This window comes from Vibrio sp. 1727, assembly GCF_033344415.1.
Taxonomy (GTDB): Bacteria; Pseudomonadota; Gammaproteobacteria; order Enterobacterales; family Vibrionaceae; genus Vibrio; species Vibrio alginolyticus.
Window position 1 is genome coordinate 220,366 of record NZ_JAWPOT010000002.1, and the last position, 19,641, is coordinate 240,006.

Sequence of the window (19,641 nt, forward strand, 5' to 3'; positions counted from 1 at the left end):
GACTGACACAAAAACATCGTTAAACTCCTGTTATTAAATTATTTGGTCCGCCTTTGCTTACTTTTGAACGCTTAACTAGGCGTTACTCCAAGTGCTTAAATTGCAATGCCACAAGTCGCTGATACAACTCACAGCTTTGCATTAATGATTGGTGGTTACCAACATCGACTAACTCGCCATTGTCGAGCACCGCAATTTTATCCGCATGTTGGATAGTCGAAAGACGATGAGCAATAATCAGCGTTGTGCGTCCTTTCATTAGAGCTTCAAGTGCTTGCTGAACGTGATGTTCACTTTCACTATCAAGGGCGCTGGTAGCTTCGTCTAGCAGTAAGATTTTTGGATCTTTTAGAATCGCGCGAGCAATCGCAATACGCTGCTTTTGTCCGCCCGATAGCCTAACGCCGCGCTCGCCTAAAAAGCTGTGATAGCCTTCGGGAAGCTTCTCAATAAACTCATGGGCATGGGCTTTTTTCGCGGCTTCGATAACTTGTTCATCCGTCGCTTCAGGATTACCGTAGCGAATATTATGGAAAACATCATGGCTAAACAGCGCTGGTTGTTGTGGTACGAGCGCCATTTGACTTCGAAGTTCGTTTGGGTCGAACTGTCGAATATCTTCACCACCAAATAACACTTGCCCTTTTCGCGGATCATAAAAGCGTTGCAGCAGTTCGAATAGTGTTGTTTTACCTGCACCAGAAGGGCCGACCAACGCCAACACTTTTCCTTGTTCAGCGGTTAGATTTAATTCTTTGATTGCTGGTTGATTTGGTCGAGAAGGGTAGTTGAAACTCACCGAATTAAAGTTAACCTCAGCAGGCATGTCGGAACGGACAGGCAAATAGTTGTTCGGCGCTTTAATATCGCTGTCTACTTGAAGGATCTCAATCAGCCGTTCGGTAGCACCTGCGGCTCTTTGCAATTCACCCATGACTTCGGAAATGGTTGCAGTCGATGAGGCAACCATAATGGCATAAAACACAAATGCGGCTAGGTCACCCGCAGACATTTTTCCGTGAATCACATCGCTGCCGCCTACCCAAAGCATGCCTGCAATCGCGCTGAACACAATCACAATAACGCCTGATATCAGGATCGCTCGCTGTTTTACTCTCTGTCTGCCTATTTCATAAGCTTTTTCCACCTCGACAGCGAAAGCCGCTTGTTCATGCGACTCTGAGCTAAAACTTTGCACGGTTTTAATATGTTCTATCGCTTCTCCAGCGTAGCTGCCAACATCAGCCATTGAGTCCTGACTTTGACGAGAGAGCGCACGCACACGTCGTCCATAAAACAAAATCGGTACCAAAACCAAAGGCACAGAAGCAAGCACAATCAGCGTGAGCTTAACGTTGGTAGCGAATAACATAATGATGGCACCAAAGCACATCAAAGCGCTACGCATCGCCATTGAGAACGATGAACCGATAATGCTTTGCAGCAATGTGGTATCGGTAGTCAGGCGCGACATTATGTCGCCACTACTGTTAGTCTCAAAATAGCTCGGATGCAGCGTAATCACATGGTTAAACACCGCAAGGCGAATATCCGCACTAACGCGCTCACCTACGGCAGAGACAAGGTAAAAGCGAAAGAAAGTCCCAATGGCAATACACAATGTGACACCGACAATAAACTGAATCGCATTGGTGAGCTCTTGCAATGATTGCTGAGCAAAGCCTTGGTCGATAAGAATGCGCACTCCATAGCCAACGGATAACGTCAAACTTGCTGTCGCGACAAGGGCAACCAAGGCTGCCGCAACCCGCCATTTATAAGGTGCAATAAAGGTGTTGAGTTTAAGAAGAATGCTGAGATTTTTGTTATTTTTTCTGCTCATGAGTGACTCACAAAGCGTTTTAGGTAACTGGCATAGTAAGCCAGTTTGGTTGGTGAGACCAGCGAACTGCCGCTTTCGGATTAGGAAATTAACTGGGATAACCAATATCGCATGTATATCGAAAATCACTTAAACGTCGAAGAGACTAGAATCCGCTTTTAGTTCGGAGGGTGTTACGCACGGCTTTTGGCGAGTAGCAGGTCGACTTTTCCTTTAGCTGTTTTACTGACCGTTTGCATCAACTTAAAACTTGGTTTTTCGATGCCTGAGTTTTCTATCCCTTCGACCATTAAGAGCCAAAGCTTGGCTGTCATTTGCGCATCGGCTAGTGCTCGGTGGAAAACACCGTCGTTGTCGATATTTTTATAGCGAACAAGTTCACCTAGCTTATGTGATGGGGCTTCTTGAATGAGCCGTCTTGCCACTAGTAAGGAGCAAGCAAACTCACCCGAATAACCACAGTTGATTCGTTCAAGCTCCGCATCTAAAAATCGTTTATCGAAGGACGCGTTGTGAGCGATAAGGTTTTCGCCTGCAATGAACTCACTAAATGACGCCATTACCTCTTCGCAGCTTGGTGCCGATCGCAACATATTGTTGGTAATGCCGGTGTAGTTCTCAATGAAAGAACTCACTCTGAAACCGGGATTCATGAGTTGCTGAAAACTATCGACAACCTCGCCATTGACTAACTTTACTGCACCAATTTCTATTGCGCGATCACCTAAAGTAGGAGAGAGACCTGTGGTTTCAAAGTCGAGTACGACCACAGAGTTTGCTTGAGGCATAAAATTTTCCAGCTGAGTAATATTGCGCAAGAGTATTATCGAAAGCGACAGAAAAAGAAAGGCGAACACAATGGTGAATATCTGTCTATCTTTACTCCACAAAGTCAGTGTTCGTCGTCCACTGTTTATGGACAGGTACGTTCTGGCTTACCCATCGCGGCTTGTGCGGTAGCCTTATATTTCAAATGTTTTTCGGCTTTTCGATTCATTTCAGTTAAGCATTAACTTTCGATACAACATACTGATTATAAATTGATTTTATAAATTAACTTCGGCATCATTCACGGCTTGATTTTGAGTATGAATATCATCACGGCAAAAAATTAGAACAACTTATAATGCGAGGCTAGGGAACGATGGAAGCAATGAAGAATCATTATTTAGAGATACCTGAAGAAAGAAAATTGCGTATTTTTCGTGAGGAAGATGAAGATTTTTACAACTTCTGGGAAGAAATGCTTGATGAAAAACAATCTTTTTATCAGCAACCTCTCAAAAGAATGAAAGGCGACGCTTGGTATTCGCTTGATTCATTCTTCACTGCTTCAAAATACGGACAACATCAGGCCTCGCCAGCTTATATAAAAAGAGCGCTTGAGTTACTGAATAACGTGTACTTGCTGGCCAATCATTCAGACAAAGTGGTTGAATTCTCCGTTGGGCACCGACATTTTTCGGAAGTAGGTAACCGTTCTATTGCAGGGGGAACGATGGATGCTTGGTTGGATGAAATCTGTTTAGCGATGGCCGCGAGAGATTGGCGCTGCGTAGAGCTGATGACCATCATGGATGAGTCGTTAGTGCGTTTAAAAGATCCATTCGATGTTGCGCTAGTCGAGTTCGTTAACGGTGTATTTAGCAATTCATCAGCGTTACCAGAGTTATTGCAAACTGTGATGGAGAAATCCTCCCCGCAATACTTAGAATCAACCAGAGTGCCATATGTACACTCTTTGTTTATTCCATTTGTGAATGTGTTTGTTGCCATTATCGATGGCGATGAGGCGCATTATCAAGAAGCACTGAGGGATGCGTTAGAGGCGCATTACCAGTTCTACATGAATGAAGATGTTCGCTATTCGCCAAAAGGAAATGTTTCTCTGAAACTGACTGGTCTTGCTGCATTGGCATACGATAAGTATGGTTGGACGATTCCAGAAGCCGCATATTTACCGAAATGGCTTGTTTACGGTGAGCATGATCTTCGTTCTGCGTAAATCACTCTTAAGTTAAATCTATGTCCAATCGGAGGTTCAGCATGGAAGCATAAGCAGAAAATGCATCGCGAAAATGCAGTTTACGCCTCCGTTTTAACAAGTTACATTGTTGAAACTTTGATTCAAAGGACAGAACAATGAGTGCCCACCTAAAACAGCTTTGTCATACCCATCTCTCCGGTAATAAAGAAGATTCTCCAGCCGAACACTTTGCGAAAATGGCGAAGTGGTGCGGAGAAAACAACGTTAATCACGATGTCTACGGCGAGGGCGAAACGATTCAAGCGTTCGAGCAAAAGGTTGCCGATCTGCTGGGTTACGAGGCAGGGCTTTTTGTTGTAACAGGAACGATGACGCAACCAACGGTGCTTGAAATTGTCACAAGACAAAAGCGTAATCCTATTGTCGCCATGCACGCATCTAGCCATATTCCGGTGCATGAAAAACAAGGTTATCAGCTTCAACATCGCTTTAGTATTTTGCCAGTAGGGAACCCTTATCAAACATGGAAGCTTGAGGATCTCACTGCGTGGCCGGATGAAATCGCAGCCGTTCTTTATGAACTCCCAATGCGAGAAATTGGCGGTCAGCTACCTTCATGGCAAGAACTAGAAGAAATTAAAACGTACTGCGCCGAAAATGACATTCATCTCCACATGGATGGCGCAAGACTATGGGAAACCGCAGCTTACTATCAGAAAGAATACCGCGAGATCGCCGCTAGTTTTGATACGACCTATGTTTCACTTTACAAAGGCATCAACGGCATGGGCGGCTCTATGCTGCTTGGCTCAAAGGCGTTCATTGAACTGGCCTCAATGTGGATGAAGCGCCAAGGTGGCAACCTGTATCACAGAACACCTTATGTGGTGTCTGCGGCGATGCAGTTTGATGAAAGGTTGGCACAAATGCCAGCTCTGTTTGAGCGAACAAAGCAGATCTACAAGATCATTAAAGAGTTCCCAACTTTGGCGGTAAGACCAACCCAGCCTCAAGCAAACATGTTGCACCTTATCCTGCCATTTAGCTGCGAAGAGTTGAAAGAACTCCAATACACGTTTGCCACGGAAAAGGGCATTTGGTTTGGTAACCCGCAAGTCACGGCACATCCAAATCAATCGATCATTGAATGGTATGTTGGTGACTACCTGCTCAATCTTGGTGATGACGAATTAAGGTCGTTTTTCAATCAGTTACTCGGTAATAAGGCATAAACTTATCAATATGCGAGCTTACTAACACGCCATACGTGGCACTTCATGTATTCTTAATTGAAGCGAAGAAGAGGATTTATCAATGTCAAAAAGCTCCAAACTTCACAATGAAGACAAACTGGTTAAGAAGGCACTAGAGATTGGTGGGAAGATGGCGAAGCTACAAGGCTTTGACCTTCCTCAGTCACCACAACCTCTAAGAGTAAAAGCGATTTACCTATTCTTGGTTGATGCCAAACAGATCACCCCATTACCGGAAAGCAAGCTAGACGGCGCAAGCATCAAACACCGACTGGCAGTCTGGATACACAGTGCATTGCCAGACAACGACCCTCTAAAGTAGAAAACCTCATAAGTCATATAGGTCATTAATTAACAAGGCGAGCCAAATGGTTCGCCTTGTTTGATCTTGGCGAGTGCACCGAGGTCTTCTAATGTTTCGTTATCATTGATTTACAAAACAGCATCAAAAGGGCTAAAGATAAAGCCAGAGAAGCGCTACAATGCTCGCGTTGCAAGAGTGCAACCAAGAATACTCATTTACAGAAGCCTTGAAGTAACCATACATGTCTAAAGATTTCGAATTCACTACAGAATACACACTCGACAAGCCATTTTTTGCTGAGTGTTATGATCAAACTAGCCAGCCAGTTAAGTTCCCGCAAGCGTATTTGAAAGGGATCCTCTTTCTAATTTTTGGTGTGGTTTTATTGGAGTTTGAACTGCTACCTAACGGTTACGTCGGTTGGTTCTTTATCGTATTGAGTGTGATTGAAGCGTGCAGCGTTTACTTCAAAAGAACTTGGTGGCTGTGGCGTCAAACCATCAGCTCAAGCCGCGGCAGTAAAGTGGTGTTTGAAGTGAATGCAGATGGCGTGCGCTACAAAAGCGGTAAAGTTGACCGCAGCCTCGCTTGGAATGATATCGACCAACTCGAACAAACTGATTTGGGCTTTATCCTTCACCTTGGTAAACAACGCCAATACATCAGCAAATCTTGCTTAAACGAAGAAGTGATCGCGTTTATGGTAGAGCGGCATCAAAAGCGAGCTAACCAACTCACATCAAGCTGGAATGAGCGATCGAAAAAGTAGGTGATATATGATCGAACATTGTAACAAGTATATGGTCGATTCTGAATCAATGGGGTTTGATGTAGAAAGCTAATAAGGTTTAGAGGTTTCTCTTTCGGACATACTGCTTCGGTGTCATGCGCGCAATCTGCTTACACTCTCTAGTCATGTGTGCTTGATCGGAAAAACCTTGCTCCAGCGCCAACTCCGATAAAGTAAGATCGGGTTGCGCTCGGAGTTGCTCTAAAGTGTGCTTCACTCGTTTAATGCGTTGGTAATGTTTAGGAGTAATCCCCAACCATTTCTGAAAATTGCGCTCTCTCTGGCGCTGACTGATGGTCCCTGTAGGTTGGTCAATAATGTGGCCGACATACTGCGGTTCATATTCCTCAATCAGTGTTTGAACCCAGCGATATAACGTAGAAATCCTTGCATATGGCGAACGCGCTGTTTGCAGAGACTCAAATGTTGCTAGCGCAGAAGAAGCCAAAGGGTGGTCGTCTTGAATCCGCAATAGCTGTTCTAGACGTTTACCAAATAGTTGATAACCAACAGCAGGATGAAAGCGTACGCCAGTCATCACCGCGCCTGGCGGTAGGCAGACCTGATGTGCCAGAATGCTTATAGGCAGTAGGACAACCCCTGGCGTTTGCCACTCACCATCCATTTGTACTTCATTCTGTAAAATGAATACCACACCTGTACCAGCATCACTGAGTAATTGTTTACGTACGGTTTGCGTCGTATCAGGTTTGACGGATGCTGACCAAATGGCTTGAACATAGCCAGCTAAAGCCTTTTGAGGTTTTAAAATATCAAATTCTAAGTTCAAATGAATCATCCTATTTAACCTCAACTTAAATGAGAAAGTGATACACATGTACTTTTCATCCTATTAAGTTGAGGTATAAGCAGCGGCTTACAAGTAAGAACCGTCAAATAGAATTATCGAGGTTTATAGACTCCAACCTTTGGCTTAAATGCCTTAACTATTCGGTTCCAACTATTGATCGCGTTGATCGCAATTGTTAGGTTGACCATAGCTTCTTCTCCAAAGGTATTCAAGGTCAGCTGATAGGTATCATCATCTACTGGTAGGCCAGCAGTTAGTAGTTCAGCCCAGCCTAGTGCAACGTGTTCTGCATCGCTGTAGAATGGCATATCTTTCCATGCACTAAGCCCCCATATGCGTTCCGGCTTTTCACCTAACTGAAGCGCATCTTTACTATGCATGTCGATACAAAATGCGCATTGATTGATTTGCGATATGCGTAACTTAACCAGTTCCCATATGATCATGTTCATGGTTTCTGATTGGCTAAATTGTTCATGGAAGTAAGCCTCCTGAGCGTATAGGATTTCTATTGCTTTTGGCGCTACTTCAATATAGTTGAGTCGTTTCTTCATGGTCATTCTCCTCTGTTTTTTACATAGTAAAAAACGCTCTTAGCAAAAGATTGAAGATTTTCGACATGTACTCAATAAAGTTAGATAAAAGAGTGAACGACGAAAGCGAAAAGTGTACCTATTGGAAACCAAGAAAACTTATGCCAATTAACAAAGTATTGCTCTAAATAATGGACTTAAGGTTGGCGTCTATTTTTACTCCACCACCTTCCGTAAACGAGCAAAAGGTGCTGAGTTACCTATATACACACCAGCCGCAACGATAAAGACGCCTAAAACATTTTCCCATTGAGCCTGCTCACCAGAAATGAACGAAATCAGTAGAGTGAATACCGGCATAATATTAAATAATGGAGACATCTTATCTGGACCAAGAACGATAGCGCCTTTCATCCAAAAGTAATAAGCGATCAAAGTGCCAAACAGGCTCATGTACGCTATTAGTGATAGGTCTTTAAATGTTATGGCATTTAAGCTACGGCTAAAGTCGCCGTGGTACATCGCTATAGCGACCATTTGAATGGCACCAATACTTAACACCCAACGTAACTGCTGAGTTACTGGGATATGAGATGTTAAACGCTTCGCTAGAATTGTGTATAAACACCCACTAATTAAAGCAAATAACATGTATAGATCACCAATATTACTATTGCTGCTAATAGAATGAATATTTCCCCCTGTAATGACGATTACCACTCCACAAAAACTGATTAGTGCACCTAAAATAGTTTTAACCGAAATGGAAGTTTTGAGAATAAAGCCCGACAACAAGATAGTGACAAGTGGTAGATTTGCCTGAACAACCGCTGCGTTAACTGGGGTAGTAAAGCTCATTGCAGAGAAAATAGAGAAGTTTTGGATAGTTACACCCACGGTTGCTATAACAAACAACGACAACATACTTTTTCGTGTGAGTTTGGCTCCATATGGAGAGCGTTTAGTTCCTCTTATCAGTAAGAGTATTAAAGCTGCAACGGAAAATCGTAACGTCGCTGAATCCAAAGGAGAGACATCGCTATTAATAGCCTTTATTACGTTAAAGTTACTAGACCAAAAAAAGATAGCGACAACAACACCGCACCAAATTGATAAATGCTTAGACATAGATCTTCCTGATAAAAATTAACTTGACGCGATAATGCTATATATTTCATATTTGATTTTTAATAGCCAAATTTAAGAGGGTTAATCCCAAATATGGAACGTCACTCTTTGGATGACCTTTTGTTATTCGTTTCTGTTGCTCGCTATCAAAGCCTAACACAAGCATCTGAGTGTCTTAATGTCCCGTTAGCCACGCTAAGCCGGAAGTTAAAAAGGCTGGAAATAAACTTAAATTGCAGACTATTTAACCGCAGTGCACACCACTTTGCGTTAACAACTGATGGCGAAAAATATTATCAACTCTGTGAGCCGTTACTTCTTAGCTTAAATAATGTGACATCGAGAATTGCGACTGAGCGTCAGTCTTTAAGCGGAACGATCAAAATATCAGCGCCAATTAACATGACACAGATGTGGTTAAAGCGGTGCGTTTATGAATTTGCAGAGCAACATCCGAAGATATGTATCGATTTAGATGTACAGAATGAAAAAATCAATCTTGTATCTAACCGTGTCGATGTTAGTTTTCGTCTTGGTGATCTTATTGAACAAGACTGGATTGCTCAGAAATTATGGTCGATTCCATTTGCGCTTTGTGCATCACGAAGCTATTTAGAACAACACCAACCGATTACCCATCCAGAACAACTTGTTCATCATCGCCTAATTACGGTAAACAACGACAGCCAATGGAAATTAGTTAATCAAATCACCAATGAAACATTTGATCATCCGCTAAAGTTTCAATTCACTTCAAATGATGTACTGCTAGTTAGAGACGCCGTCATCCATGGTTTAGGAATTGCGTGGATTCCAACCTATTACTTTCATGAGCTAAATCATGATCAACATAACCTGCTGCCTTTGTTGCCAGAATGGCAATGCTCGGGTAAAGAAGTATTCATTATGTATCGAGACCGCGATAAAAGGCCTGCAAGAGTTGATGCATTTATTGAACATGTCTTAAATTGGAAAAATCGCATTCAAATGTTTGCTTGAAAGAGGTTTATCACATTGTGCTGTGCCGGTAACCTCAATTGAAGCTTCATGACTCTGCTTCAATTGAGTTCATTTATTTAACCTCTAAAAGAATCATGAATACATAGGCAGTTAATGGGATTCGAGTTTACAAGTGATTCGGTCAGCTAAAACTAAAGCTAAGTAGAAAGTATTTGCAGTTGTATTTGCGTCTGAAAATCGTTTAGAGCTTTCTCATCCGCGAGGTTCTATAAGAAATTATTAAGGATATATTTGTGTGTGATTTCGTGAAAAAAATTATTGTAGGTTTACTTTTCAGTGCTTCGTCTTTTGCTTCCTTAAGTCAATATGTTCCAGCAATGAATGATAAGAACGGTTATGTAGAACCATTTCAGATGTTTGATAATGTCTATTATGTAGGAGACAAGTGGGTCTCATCATATGCCATTGCTACAGACGACGGACTTGTTATCATTGATACGCTTGACTTCCCTTACTCTGAGTGGATACCTATCAACCTAGAGAAGCTAGGGCTAAAAGATAAGCCAATAACGCACATATTGGTAACTCATGGGCATTCTGACCACGTTGGAGGCGCCCAGTTACTTCAAGAGAAGTATGGTTCCAAAGTCGTGATGACCAAAAGCGCTCATGAACTATCTATACAGCAATCAAACAAAAGCGAAGGTGAGAACAAGTTCCTTCCTCCAAATTTAGACATAGAGATAAAAAGCGATAGCTCTATGGCTATTGGTGGACATGAGTTTAAGTTCTATCTCACACCTGGCCACACGGAAGGTGATTATTCCTTAGACTTCACTGTTGAAGATAATGGCGAACAATATCGTGCTTTTATCGTTGGTGGGCATAGCGTAAGTAGCAATGATCCAGAAGTTATTGGCCAGTTCCTGACTAGCATGGAGAAAATTAGAAAAATTTCACTACAGGCACCTATTGTGAACGTTAACCTTTCGAACCATCCACATAAAAATTTCCTTTTTGAAAATAGGAAGAAGCTCGGCACAAGCGGTAACCCGTTTATCAGTGAGGCAAACTTCTTCATGTTCCTTAAGCAACAAGAAGATTTAGCTAAGGGAAAACTAGAAGAACTATAATACCGTGGTATACGAGCAGCCTTCTTTATTAGGTTAGAGATTTGCTCTTGAGTTATAGCTAAGGCTTTAATAAGTTGCTCAATCAAGATTCGACACTGGTGGCAGCTATATTGTTTGTAGGTTCTAGTGGCAAAGGCGCCGTGCGTAAGCATTCGTATTGTGTGCCTTACACATTTGCAAGGCGTTATGTGCTTTCTAGAAAAGTCTCAAAATAGAGTACAATTAGCGTTTTGACACAGCGGAAATCATCATGGCCAAAACTGTTCAGCAGCAAATCGGAAACATTGCTCTAGTCGTTGAAAATTACGACGATGCTATCGAATTCTATACTCAAAAACTTCAATTCACTCTGGTTGAAGATACCAACCTAGGTGGTGGTAAACGCTGGGTTCAAGTTTCTCCTCCAAACTCCAATGGTACAAACCTACTTTTAGCTCAAGCGAGTACACCGGAGCAAACGCATGCAGTAGGAAATCAAACAGGTGGTCGTGTTTTCCTGTTTCTGCAAACTAATGATTTTTGGCGTGACTACGAGTTGATGAAGAAAAATGGTGTTGTATTTAATGAAGAGCCTCGTGTGGAAGAATACGGGACAGTGGTGGTGTTCCAAGATCTCTATGGTAATAAATGGGACTTACTGCAACTGAACTAGAAACTACATAGCACCTGCATAGCATAGTGTTCATGAGGAGTTTCCAACAAGCCTTTAAGGCTCTGAGATATTAGTGCTAATTCAAAGGTTCTCAGAAGTTACTGTATTTCTAAATCACTTTTGTGCAAACAATAACTAGCCATCATTCCTTCTCGATGTATCAACAAGTGTTAGGGCGGCACACCAAAAACAAAAAGGCGAACCAAACGGTTCGCCTTTGTCGATTTAGAGACTACAAAAATTAATCTTCGTAGTTATCGATGCTTGGGCATGAACAGATTAGGTTACGGTCGCCGTATACGTTATCTACGCGGTTTACCGTTGGCCAGTACTTCCAAGATTTGGTCGCTTTAGACGGGAAGCAGCCAATCTCGCGAGAGTAAGGGCGGTCCCAATCTTCAGCTGAAAGATCAACTTGTGTGTGTGGCGCGTTAACAAGTGGGTTGTTATCCAGTGGCCATTCACCGTTTTTCACTTTCTCCATTTCTTCGCGGATAGCGATCATCGCATCACAGAAGCGGTCCAGCTCTTCTAGATCTTCCGATTCCGTTGGCTCAACCATTAGCGTGCCCGCTACAGGGAACGACATAGTTGGCGCGTGGAAACCGTAGTCCATTAGACGCTTCGCGATGTCTTCTTCGCTGATACCTGTTTCTTCTTTCAGCGGACGAATGTCGATAATACATTCGTGCGCTACGCGGCCATTTTTGCCACGGTAAAGAACAGGGTAATGTTGGCGAAGTGTTTCCATCACGTAGTTTGCGTTCAGAATTGCTACTTTTGTTGCATCTGTTAGGCCAGGTTCGCCCATCATTGCGATGTAAGCCCAAGAGATAGGTAGGATAGAAGCGCTACCCATATCTGCTGCTGATACTGCGAAATCTGCGCCTTCTACACCGTCTTCAATATGCCCTGGTAAGAAAGGAGCTAGGTGAGATTTCACACCGATAGGACCCATACCCGGACCGCCACCACCGTGCGGGATGCAGAAGGTTTTGTGTAGGTTTAGGTGAGAAACGTCTGAACCGATGAAGCCTGGTGATGTTAGACCAACCTGCGCGTTCATGTTAGCGCCGTCTAGGTAAACCTGACCGCCAGCGGCATGAACCATTTCACACACTTCTTTCACTTTCTCTTCGTAAACGCCGTGCGTAGAAGGGTAAGTGATCATAACGCTTGATAGGTTGTCTTTGTGTTTCTCGATTTTCGCTGCTAGGTCGTCGATGTCGATGTTGCCTTCTTCATCACACTTAACCACAACCACTTTCATTGACACCATAGATGCTGTCGCAGGGTTAGTACCGTGCGCAGAGCTTGGGATCAAACATACGTTGCGGTGACCTTCGCCACGGCTTTCGTGGTAGCGTTGAATCGCGATAAGGCCTGCGTACTCACCCGATGCACCAGAGTTTGGTTGTAGTGAGAATGCGTCATAGCCAGTGATTTCACATAGCTTTTCTTTAAGGTCTTTTGCGAGTGCTGCGTAACCAGCTGCTTGTTCTGCTGGTGCGAACGGGTGGATCGAACCAAACTCAGGCCAAGTAACTGGGATCATCTCTGCTGCTGCGTTCAGCTTCATCGTACAGCTGCCCAGTGGGATCATGCCGTGCGTGAGTGAGAAGTCTTTGTTCTCTAGCTGTTTTAGGTAACGCATCATCTGTGTTTCGCTGTGGTGCGTGTTAAACACAGGGTGTGTTAGATATTCTGTTGTGCGGCGCAATGCTTCTGGAATGGCTGCAAACTCGTTGCCTGCGATTTCAGTTGATAGTGCTGCGACTTCTTCTTTCACACCGAATACTGCGAATAGGGCTTCTACATCTGCCACGGTTGTGGTTTCGTCGAAGCTCACACCTAGCTGAGTACCCAACTTACGTAGGTTGATGTCTGCGGCTAGTGCTTTCGCGTATAGGTCTTCAGTTTGTGCACCTGTGTTGATAGTGATGGTGTCGAAGAAGCTGTTGTGAGCAAGCTCGAAGCCGCCTTTAGTTAGGCCAGCGGCTAGGATGGCTGTCATGTGGTGCGTACGACGAGCAATCGTGCGTAGACCTTCTGCGCCGTGGTAAACCGCGTAGAAAGACGCCATGTTCGCTAGCAGTGCTTGAGCAGTACAGATGTTTGATGTCGCTTTTTCACGACGGATGTGCTGTTCACGCGTTTGCATTGCCATGCGCAGTGCTTGGTTGCCGTTAGTATCGATAGAAACACCGATAACACGACCTGGCATAGTACGCTTGTGCTTGTCACGTGTTGCCATGAAGGCAGCGTGTGGACCGCCGTAACCCATCGGCACGCCAAAACGTTGTGCTGAACCGATTGCTACGTCTGCGCCCATTTCACCAGCAGGTTTAAGTAGGGTAGAAGCAAGAAGGTCCGTTGCTACAGTCACTAGTGTTTTGTTTGCTTGCGCTTTAGCGATAATGTCCGTTAGGTCACGAACTTCACCTGTTGTACTTGGGTATTGAACTAGTGCGCCGAACACGTCTTGCTCTGGTAGTGATTCTAAAGAACCAACCAAGACTTCAAAGCCGATGAATTTCGCACGAGTTTTTACCACTTCGATGGTTTGTGGGTGAACGTCGTCAGCAACGAAGAATACGTTGCTCTTGCTTTTACCCGCACGCTTACAAAGTGTCATCGCTTCTGCTGCTGCCGTTGCTTCATCGAGCAATGACGCGTTCGCGATTTCCATACCAGTAAGATCCATCACCATTTGTTGGTAGTTTAGAAGTGCTTCTAAACGACCTTGTGAGATTTCTGGTTGGTAAGGGGTGTAAGCAGTGTACCAGCCCGGGTTTTCCATCACGTTGCGTAGAATCACGTTCGGCGTGAAGGTGTTGTAGTAACCCTGACCAATGAATGTACGTTTAACTTGGTTCTGATCGGCGAACTTACGCATTGCTGCCAGCATGTCTGCTTCGCTTTTCGCTTCTGCCAAGCTCATTGGTTGCTCTAGGCGAATTTGTGCTGGTACGGTTTCGTCGATAAGCGAATCTAGGCTAACTGCGTTGATCGCTTCCAACATTTTCTGTTGGTCAGATTTGTTTGGTCCATTGTGGCGAGCAACGAACTCGTTTTGTGTGCTGAGGCTTTGAAGTAATTCAGTCATTGTCCTTTACCTACTCCTTGGTTCGGGTAACGGATTTGCGTTACTGATAAATTAAATTATACGTCCGAACCTAGAAAAAAAGCTGTTCTCTAAACAGGCTAGGGAACAGCTTTCGTCACATCCTAATTACTCTTCTTCGATAGAGTTTAGGTATTCGTCTGCGTCTTTCAGGTTATCTAGTTCAGATACATCAGACATCTTCACTTTTACGATCCAGCCACCTTCGTACGGCTCTTCGTTAATTAGCTCTGGGCTGTCTTCTAGTTCTTCATTGATTTCTACGATTTCACCAGTGATTGGTGCGTAGATGTCTGACGCTGCTTTTACAGATTCAACGAGAGAGAAGCTTTCACCTGCTTCAACTTCGTCTTCTACGTCTGGTAGGTCAACGAATACCACGTCACCTAGCATTTCTTGTGCATGCTCAGAAATACCAATTGTTACTGTGCCGTCACCGTTGTCACGTACCCACTCGTGGCTATCTGCAAACTTCAGTGTTTTGTCCATTGCTTAATCTCCGAATAACTTGTCAGGAATTATTATGATTTCAAAAAATCGTTTACTGGTATAGAGGAAAGCGACTGCAAAGTTCTTTTACTTCTTTGCGAACGCGTTTTTCAACTTCTGCGTCACCTTCAGGGTTGTTCACTAAACCGTCCAGTACGTCACCAATCCAATTACCGATGAGTTTGAATTCTTCAGCGCCAAAGCCGCGGCTTGTACCCGCAGGCGTTCCTAAACGGATGCCCGATGTAATCATAGGCTTCTCTGTATCGAATGGGATGCCATTTTTGTTACATGTGATCCCAGCACGCTCTAGAGCTTCTTCTGCTTTATTGCCTTTCAACCCTTTCGGACGAAGGTCAACCAGCATTAGGTGCGTGTCTGTGCCACCAGTTACGATGTCGCAACCGCGAGTTTGCAATACTTCCGCTAGGACTTTTGCGTTATTGATCACCGAATCAATATAAGTTTTAAATTCAGGGCCAAGCGCTTCACCAAATGCGACCGCTTTGGCTGCGATAACGTGCATCAGTGGGCCACCTTGTAGGCCAGGGAATACGGCTGAGTTGATTTTCTTAATGATGTCTTCGTGGTTAGTAAGAATCATACCGCCGCGAGGGCCACGCAATGTTTTGTGTGTTGTAGTCGTAACAACGTGTGCGTGTGGCAGTGGGCTAGGGTGCGCGCCTGTTGCGATAAGACCGGCGATGTGTGCCATGTCGACCATAAGAATTGCATTTACTTCGTCTGCGATTTCACGGAATTTTGCAAAGTCGATAGTACGTGGAATAGCGCTACCACCTGCGATGATCATTTTAGGTTGGTGCTCAAGTGCTAGCTCACGAACATCTTCGTAGTTGATTTCCAGTGTTTCGCGATCAACACCGTATTGAACTGCATTAAACCATTTACCAGAAAGTGCAGGGCGTGCACCGTGCGTCAGGTGACCACCTGCGTCTAAAGACATACCAAGAATGGTGTCACCAGGTTGAAGCAGTGCTAGTTTTACTGCGCCGTTTGCTTGTGCGCCTGAGTGTGGTTGAACGTTTGCGTATTCACAATTGAAAAGTTTTTTTGCGCGTTCGATAGCAATGGCTTCCACTGTATCTACGTGCTCACAACCACCATAGTAACGACGACCTGGGTAGCCTTCAGCGTATTTGTTTGTTAGGCATGTGCCTTGAGCTTGCATTACCGCTTTAGAAACAATGTTCTCTGAAGCGATAAGTTCGATTTGTTCGTTTTGGCGAGCGGATTCCGCTTGAATTCCAGCAAAGACAGCATCATCTGTCGCAGAGAGGTTGGTAGAGAAAAAGTTTTCCAAGCTGTGGTTAGGGTAACTCTTATTCATGGTAGTTGACCTTCCAAATCTGAAAATGAACCCGCAATAGATGAGTTATGATTTGCGGTTGTGGTTCATTTGTCCTCAAAAACAGCTGAACTGCGTAGCAGAACAGAGTGAACATCCGGCCCTAAATTTGGGCAAAAACTCCGTTGGATTGCGTGTTTCTTTTACCAATCTCTTACGGAAATATGCATCTCTACATCTAACAAGTTGGTAACATAGCGCCTGTGGCGGGAACAATCAACCAAAAATTTCCTATAGGAAACAAGATTTCAAAATTTGTTAACAAGAGCACGCTTTAATTCACTTGGTGGACTTCTATCCACTATGTGCTTCATGCACAATGCGAGTAAGACAAAAAATATGGATATCTATAGAGGGATTTATGGCAGAAAGTATTTACGATGAATACCCATCGATGACGTTGGCAAAAGAGCAACATGACCAAAATATCGAGCCGTTAAAACTGGGCCAGCGTATTAAGGATATCCGCTCGAAACTCGGTATCACATTAGAAGAAGCGAGTCAGAGAACCGGGCTTGCTCGATCTACACTGAGCAAAATAGAAAATGAGCAGATCTCCCCGACGTTTCAAGCGATGCAAAAATTGGCACTAGGCTTACAAATTGACATGCCACAACTCTTTGAGCCACCTAGAAAAAAGGTAGCGACAGGGCGCAGGGATGTTACCAAGAAGAATGAAGGTAAACCACACCCAACACAAACCTATGAACATGAACTGCTCGCGACACAACTTTCCAATAAGAAAATGATGCCGTTTAAGAGCCAAATTCGAGCTCGTAGTTTTGATGAATATAAAGACTGGGTTCGTCATGACGGCGAAGAATTTTTACTTATCTTATCTGGTGAGGTCATGTTCTATTCTGAGTTTTACGAACCTGTTGTTTTAAGCGAGGGAGACAGCGTTTATTACGATGCAAATATGGGACATATGTTGACCAGTGTTAGCGAGGAAGATGCGCTCATTTTGTGGGTGACAGCCAAATAGTGATAAATACTTGTAAATTTCCTATAGTGAAAGCAAACGATTGCTATTGGTGGTCGTTATGATGAAAAAGCGCTTTTTTGATGAGAGCTTACTCATTAAAGCGCTTTTTTTGTACGATTTGTTGTGATTAAAATGTTAAGAGTCACACTTTTGCAAGTCGATCTACGTCTTGTTCGTGCAAAATAGAATGAGCCATGTTTATTATTGGAAACACATCGAATGCCGATAGCATTCTCGGGTCTATCTAAATGGAGACGAAAATGACTCAAGAACTACTGAAAACACCACTACACGCACTTCACGTTGAAGTTGGTGCCAAAATGGTCCCGTTCGCGGGTTACGATATGCCTGTTCAGTATCCTCTAGGCGTAAAGAAGGAACACTTACATACTCGTGATGCGGCAGGTCTGTTTGATGTTTCTCACATGGGACAGCTTCGCCTAATTGGTGACGGTGCAGCTGCGTTCCTAGAAACATTAGTCCCAGTGGATATTGTGGATCTTGAGTCTGGTAAACAGCGTTACGCTTTTTTCACTAATGAAGAGGGCGGCATCATGGACGACTTGATGGTGGCTAACCTAGGCGATCATCTGTTTGTGGTTGTGAACGCAGCATGTAAAGCACAAGATATCGCACACCTACAAGCGCATTTACCATCTGGTGTTGAGCTAGAAATTATCGAAGACCGAGCTCTACTTGCAATCCAAGGCCCTAAAGCGGCAGCTGTATTGGCGCGTTTTGCACCAGAAGTTTCTGAAATGCTGTTCATGGATATTTGTAAAGTCGATGTTTTAGGCGCCGAGTGCATTGTTTCTCGTAGTGGTTATACAGGCGAAGACGGTTACGAAATCTCGGTTCCTGCTGACAAAGCGGAAGAGCTAGCACGTAAACTGACTGCGGAAGATGAAGTTGAATGGATTGGCCTTGGTGCTCGTGATTCACTTCGTCTTGAGTGTGGCCTTTGTCTATACGGTCATGACCTAGACACAACAACAACACCTGTTGAAGCGAGCTTGCTATGGGGTATCCAAAAAGTTCGTCGTATTGGTGGTGAACGTGAAGGTGGTTTCCCTGGCGCAGACATTATTCTTAAGCAGATTGAGACTAAAGATGTGGCGCGTAAGCGTGTGGGTCTAGTAGGTCAAACCAAAGCGCCAGTGCGTGAAGGTGTTGAACTGTTTGATGCTGACGGCGTTAAAATTGGCGTTGTAACCAGCGGTACGGCGGGTCCGAATGCAGGTAAGCCAGTCTCAATGGGTTATGTTCGTGCGGATTTGGCGGCGATTGGTACTGAAGTGTTCGCTGAAGTGCGTGGTAAAATGCTACCAATGACAGTTGAAAAAATGCCGTTCGTACCACAACGCTACTACCGTGGTTAAAACGAATTGAAACAAAAATGCCGAGCTTTGTAGCTCGGCATTTTTTATGTCTTCTTTTCGCTTGTTTACTTTTAGTTTACTGCTTCATCAATAGTACAGCACATATCAATAACGATATCTTCAAGCTTTTCCGGATGAATCATCTCTTCTTTTGGGATCCCAAATTGAGAGGCCATAATGGTATTAAACAATTCCCAATGCTTGATCAGCAGTTTTTCGCGATTATCTGCAATATCCGGCCATGTTTCTTGCATCATTGGCGCGAGACTGACAGCACCATGTGCGAAGATCAACATTTGCCACTTTGATTCCCACTGATCAAATTGTGCATTAGGGTTTTCGCTGTTGTACTGCTCGAAAATTCCGGTAAATATCGCAGCGAACTCATCTTTTGACTTTAAGAAATACTGCAGCAGAGCACCGTCATCGCCTTGTCGAATGGCATCGGCGATCATCTGTACTGGGTGAGGATTGACGAGAGCAAATGCTAGCATGCGAACCATAAACAGATAAATTTTTCTATTCGAAGGTGTGTTCTCCGGCATTTCATTGATGAGTTCAGCCATATAGCACTGCATGAACTCGTCCATTGCATCGCTAACCGCTTGCCAGATTTTCTCTTTGCTGCCGAAGTGGTGACGGATCAAACTATGTGAAACACCAGCCTTTTCACTGATATTGCGCAGCGAGACACGCTCGTAACCAAGTTCACAAAACATATCTGCTGCCACTTTAAGGATCAGACACTTAGTTTGTTCTGCTGCTTCAGCACTTCTACGCCCCTGCTTTCTTTCATTCATAGTTCGAATTTTCCCGAATATTAATCACGCGCTTACTTTTACCAGAAACCGAACGCTTTGACTAATTAATTTGCTATCCACCTGGAAAATATGTTGATCAATTT

The 19,641-nt window shown here is 43.9% G+C and carries 18 protein-coding genes; 9 read left to right on the forward strand and 9 right to left on the reverse strand.

Annotated elements, in window-relative coordinates; all coding sequences use genetic code 11:
- Positions 1-82: 82 nt before the first annotated feature.
- Positions 83-1,843 (reverse strand): ABC transporter ATP-binding protein/permease, encoded by a 1,761-nt coding sequence (locus R8O10_RS03345; protein WP_053349140.1) that lies wholly within the window; start codon positions 1,841-1,843, stop codon positions 83-85.
- Positions 1,844-2,016: 173 nt separating this feature from the next.
- Complete coding sequence (locus tag R8O10_RS03350) at positions 2,017-2,631, reverse strand: PolC-type DNA polymerase III (protein ID WP_165401653.1); 615 nt, start codon at positions 2,629-2,631, stop codon at positions 2,017-2,019.
- A 356-nt stretch (positions 2,632-2,987) separates the two neighbouring features.
- Between R8O10_RS03350 and R8O10_RS03355 the strand changes: the two genes are divergently transcribed.
- The 4 genes from R8O10_RS03355 (at position 2,988) to R8O10_RS03370 (ending at position 6,156) form a co-directional block, all read left to right on the forward strand.
- Positions 2,988-3,848, forward strand: a complete 861-nt coding sequence (locus tag R8O10_RS03355) for an immunity 49 family protein (RefSeq protein ID WP_258481980.1) — start codon at positions 2,988-2,990, stop codon at positions 3,846-3,848.
- Positions 3,849-3,985: 137 nt separating this feature from the next.
- A complete protein-coding gene (locus R8O10_RS03360; RefSeq protein ID WP_318191100.1) occupies positions 3,986-5,062 on the forward strand; it encodes a threonine aldolase family protein in 1,077 nt (358 codons plus the stop codon).
- A gap of 82 nt (positions 5,063-5,144) precedes the next feature.
- Positions 5,145-5,405, forward strand: coding sequence for a DUF5062 family protein (locus R8O10_RS03365; protein ID WP_005376453.1), 261 nt, complete (start codon positions 5,145-5,147; stop codon positions 5,403-5,405).
- 223 nt (positions 5,406-5,628) lie between these two features.
- Entirely contained in the window at positions 5,629-6,156 is a 528-nt protein-coding gene (locus tag R8O10_RS03370; RefSeq protein ID WP_062731000.1) for a YcxB family protein, read from the forward strand.
- A gap of 79 nt (positions 6,157-6,235) precedes the next feature.
- Here R8O10_RS03370 and R8O10_RS03375 read toward each other — a convergent pair whose 3' ends face one another.
- The 3 genes from R8O10_RS03375 to R8O10_RS03385 all read right to left on the reverse strand — a co-directional run bounded on the left by R8O10_RS03375 (position 6,236) and on the right by R8O10_RS03385 (position 8,649).
- Positions 6,236-6,976: a helix-turn-helix domain-containing protein gene (locus R8O10_RS03375; RefSeq protein ID WP_170960428.1), complete on the reverse strand. Its 741-nt coding sequence runs from the start codon at positions 6,974-6,976 to the stop codon at positions 6,236-6,238.
- A 104-nt stretch (positions 6,977-7,080) separates the two neighbouring features.
- Entirely contained in the window at positions 7,081-7,542 is a 462-nt protein-coding gene (locus R8O10_RS03380) for a carboxymuconolactone decarboxylase family protein (protein WP_042520770.1), read from the reverse strand.
- Positions 7,543-7,737: 195 nt separating this feature from the next.
- On the reverse strand, positions 7,738-8,649 hold the full coding sequence (locus R8O10_RS03385) for a DMT family transporter (RefSeq protein ID WP_047104114.1): 912 nt from the start codon (positions 8,647-8,649) through the stop codon (positions 7,738-7,740).
- 93 nt (positions 8,650-8,742) lie between these two features.
- On the opposite strand from R8O10_RS03385, the gene R8O10_RS03390 reads away from it, so the two are divergent.
- The 3 genes from R8O10_RS03390 (at position 8,743) to R8O10_RS03400 (ending at position 11,394) form a co-directional block, all read left to right on the forward strand.
- Entirely contained in the window at positions 8,743-9,648 is a 906-nt protein-coding gene (locus R8O10_RS03390; RefSeq protein ID WP_136977139.1) for a LysR family transcriptional regulator, read from the forward strand.
- Between the two features lie 266 nt (positions 9,649-9,914).
- Positions 9,915-10,742, forward strand: a complete 828-nt coding sequence (locus tag R8O10_RS03395) for an MBL fold metallo-hydrolase (RefSeq protein WP_225452537.1) — start codon at positions 9,915-9,917, stop codon at positions 10,740-10,742.
- A 250-nt stretch (positions 10,743-10,992) separates the two neighbouring features.
- Positions 10,993-11,394 (forward strand): VOC family protein, encoded by a 402-nt coding sequence (locus R8O10_RS03400; protein ID WP_005388788.1) that lies wholly within the window; start codon positions 10,993-10,995, stop codon positions 11,392-11,394.
- Positions 11,395-11,635: 241 nt separating this feature from the next.
- On the opposite strand, the gene gcvP is transcribed toward R8O10_RS03400, so the two are convergent.
- The 3 genes from gcvP to R8O10_RS03415 form a co-directional block, all read right to left on the reverse strand.
- Positions 11,636-14,500 (reverse strand): aminomethyl-transferring glycine dehydrogenase, encoded by a 2,865-nt coding sequence (gene gcvP, locus R8O10_RS03405; RefSeq protein WP_136977136.1) that lies wholly within the window; start codon positions 14,498-14,500, stop codon positions 11,636-11,638.
- Positions 14,501-14,626: 126 nt separating this feature from the next.
- Positions 14,627-15,007: a glycine cleavage system protein GcvH gene (gene gcvH / locus R8O10_RS03410; protein WP_005376432.1), complete on the reverse strand. Its 381-nt coding sequence runs from the start codon at positions 15,005-15,007 to the stop codon at positions 14,627-14,629.
- 52 nt (positions 15,008-15,059) lie between these two features.
- Positions 15,060-16,355, reverse strand: a complete 1,296-nt coding sequence (locus R8O10_RS03415; RefSeq protein WP_005376430.1) for a serine hydroxymethyltransferase — start codon at positions 16,353-16,355, stop codon at positions 15,060-15,062.
- 379 nt (positions 16,356-16,734) lie between these two features.
- On the opposite strand from R8O10_RS03415, the gene R8O10_RS03420 reads away from it, so the two are divergent.
- Both R8O10_RS03420 and gcvT read left to right on the forward strand, forming a co-directional pair.
- Positions 16,735-17,358 carry a helix-turn-helix domain-containing protein gene (locus R8O10_RS03420; protein ID WP_005376429.1) on the forward strand — a complete coding sequence of 208 codons (624 nt, stop codon included), beginning with the start codon at positions 16,735-16,737 and terminating at the stop codon, positions 17,356-17,358.
- A gap of 260 nt (positions 17,359-17,618) precedes the next feature.
- Positions 17,619-18,737: a glycine cleavage system aminomethyltransferase GcvT gene (gene gcvT, locus R8O10_RS03425; RefSeq protein ID WP_053303572.1), complete on the forward strand. Its 1,119-nt coding sequence runs from the start codon at positions 17,619-17,621 to the stop codon at positions 18,735-18,737.
- Positions 18,738-18,808: 71 nt separating this feature from the next.
- Here gcvT and vdeR read toward each other — a convergent pair whose 3' ends face one another.
- Positions 18,809-19,537 carry an efflux transporter transcriptional repressor VdeR gene (vdeR, locus tag R8O10_RS03430; protein WP_005376423.1) on the reverse strand — a complete coding sequence of 243 codons (729 nt, stop codon included), beginning with the start codon at positions 19,535-19,537 and terminating at the stop codon, positions 18,809-18,811.
- Positions 19,538-19,641 lie beyond the last annotated feature (104 nt).

Bases quoted from the DNA above. Each gene is read 5' to 3' on its own strand.
- vdeR (WP_005376423.1), bottom strand. From the start codon at position 19,537: ATGAATGAAAGAAAGCAGGGGCGTAGAAGTGCTGAAGCAGCAGAACAA.
- R8O10_RS03370 (WP_062731000.1), top strand. From the start codon at position 5,629: ATGTCTAAAGATTTCGAATTCACTACAGAATACACACTCGACAAGCCA.
- gcvH (WP_005376432.1), bottom strand. From the start codon at position 15,007: ATGGACAAAACACTGAAGTTTGCAGATAGCCACGAGTGGGTACGTGAC.
- R8O10_RS03400 (WP_005388788.1), top strand. From the start codon at position 10,993: ATGGCCAAAACTGTTCAGCAGCAAATCGGAAACATTGCTCTAGTCGTT.
- R8O10_RS03375 (WP_170960428.1), bottom strand. From the start codon at position 6,976: ATGATTCATTTGAACTTAGAATTTGATATTTTAAAACCTCAAAAGGCT.
- R8O10_RS03345 (WP_053349140.1), bottom strand. From the start codon at position 1,843: ATGAGCAGAAAAAATAACAAAAATCTCAGCATTCTTCTTAAACTCAAC.
- R8O10_RS03365 (WP_005376453.1), top strand. From the start codon at position 5,145: ATGTCAAAAAGCTCCAAACTTCACAATGAAGACAAACTGGTTAAGAAG.
- R8O10_RS03355 (WP_258481980.1), top strand. From the start codon at position 2,988: ATGGAAGCAATGAAGAATCATTATTTAGAGATACCTGAAGAAAGAAAA.
- R8O10_RS03415 (WP_005376430.1), bottom strand. From the start codon at position 16,355: ATGAATAAGAGTTACCCTAACCACAGCTTGGAAAACTTTTTCTCTACC.
- R8O10_RS03380 (WP_042520770.1), bottom strand. From the start codon at position 7,542: ATGAAGAAACGACTCAACTATATTGAAGTAGCGCCAAAAGCAATAGAA.
- gcvT (WP_053303572.1), top strand. From the start codon at position 17,619: ATGACTCAAGAACTACTGAAAACACCACTACACGCACTTCACGTTGAA.
- gcvP (WP_136977136.1), bottom strand. From the start codon at position 14,500: ATGACTGAATTACTTCAAAGCCTCAGCACACAAAACGAGTTCGTTGCT.
- R8O10_RS03360 (WP_318191100.1), top strand. From the start codon at position 3,986: ATGAGTGCCCACCTAAAACAGCTTTGTCATACCCATCTCTCCGGTAAT.
- R8O10_RS03420 (WP_005376429.1), top strand. From the start codon at position 16,735: ATGGCAGAAAGTATTTACGATGAATACCCATCGATGACGTTGGCAAAA.
- R8O10_RS03350 (WP_165401653.1), bottom strand. From the start codon at position 2,631: ATGCCTCAAGCAAACTCTGTGGTCGTACTCGACTTTGAAACCACAGGT.
- R8O10_RS03385 (WP_047104114.1), bottom strand. From the start codon at position 8,649: ATGTCTAAGCATTTATCAATTTGGTGCGGTGTTGTTGTCGCTATCTTT.
- R8O10_RS03390 (WP_136977139.1), top strand. From the start codon at position 8,743: ATGGAACGTCACTCTTTGGATGACCTTTTGTTATTCGTTTCTGTTGCT.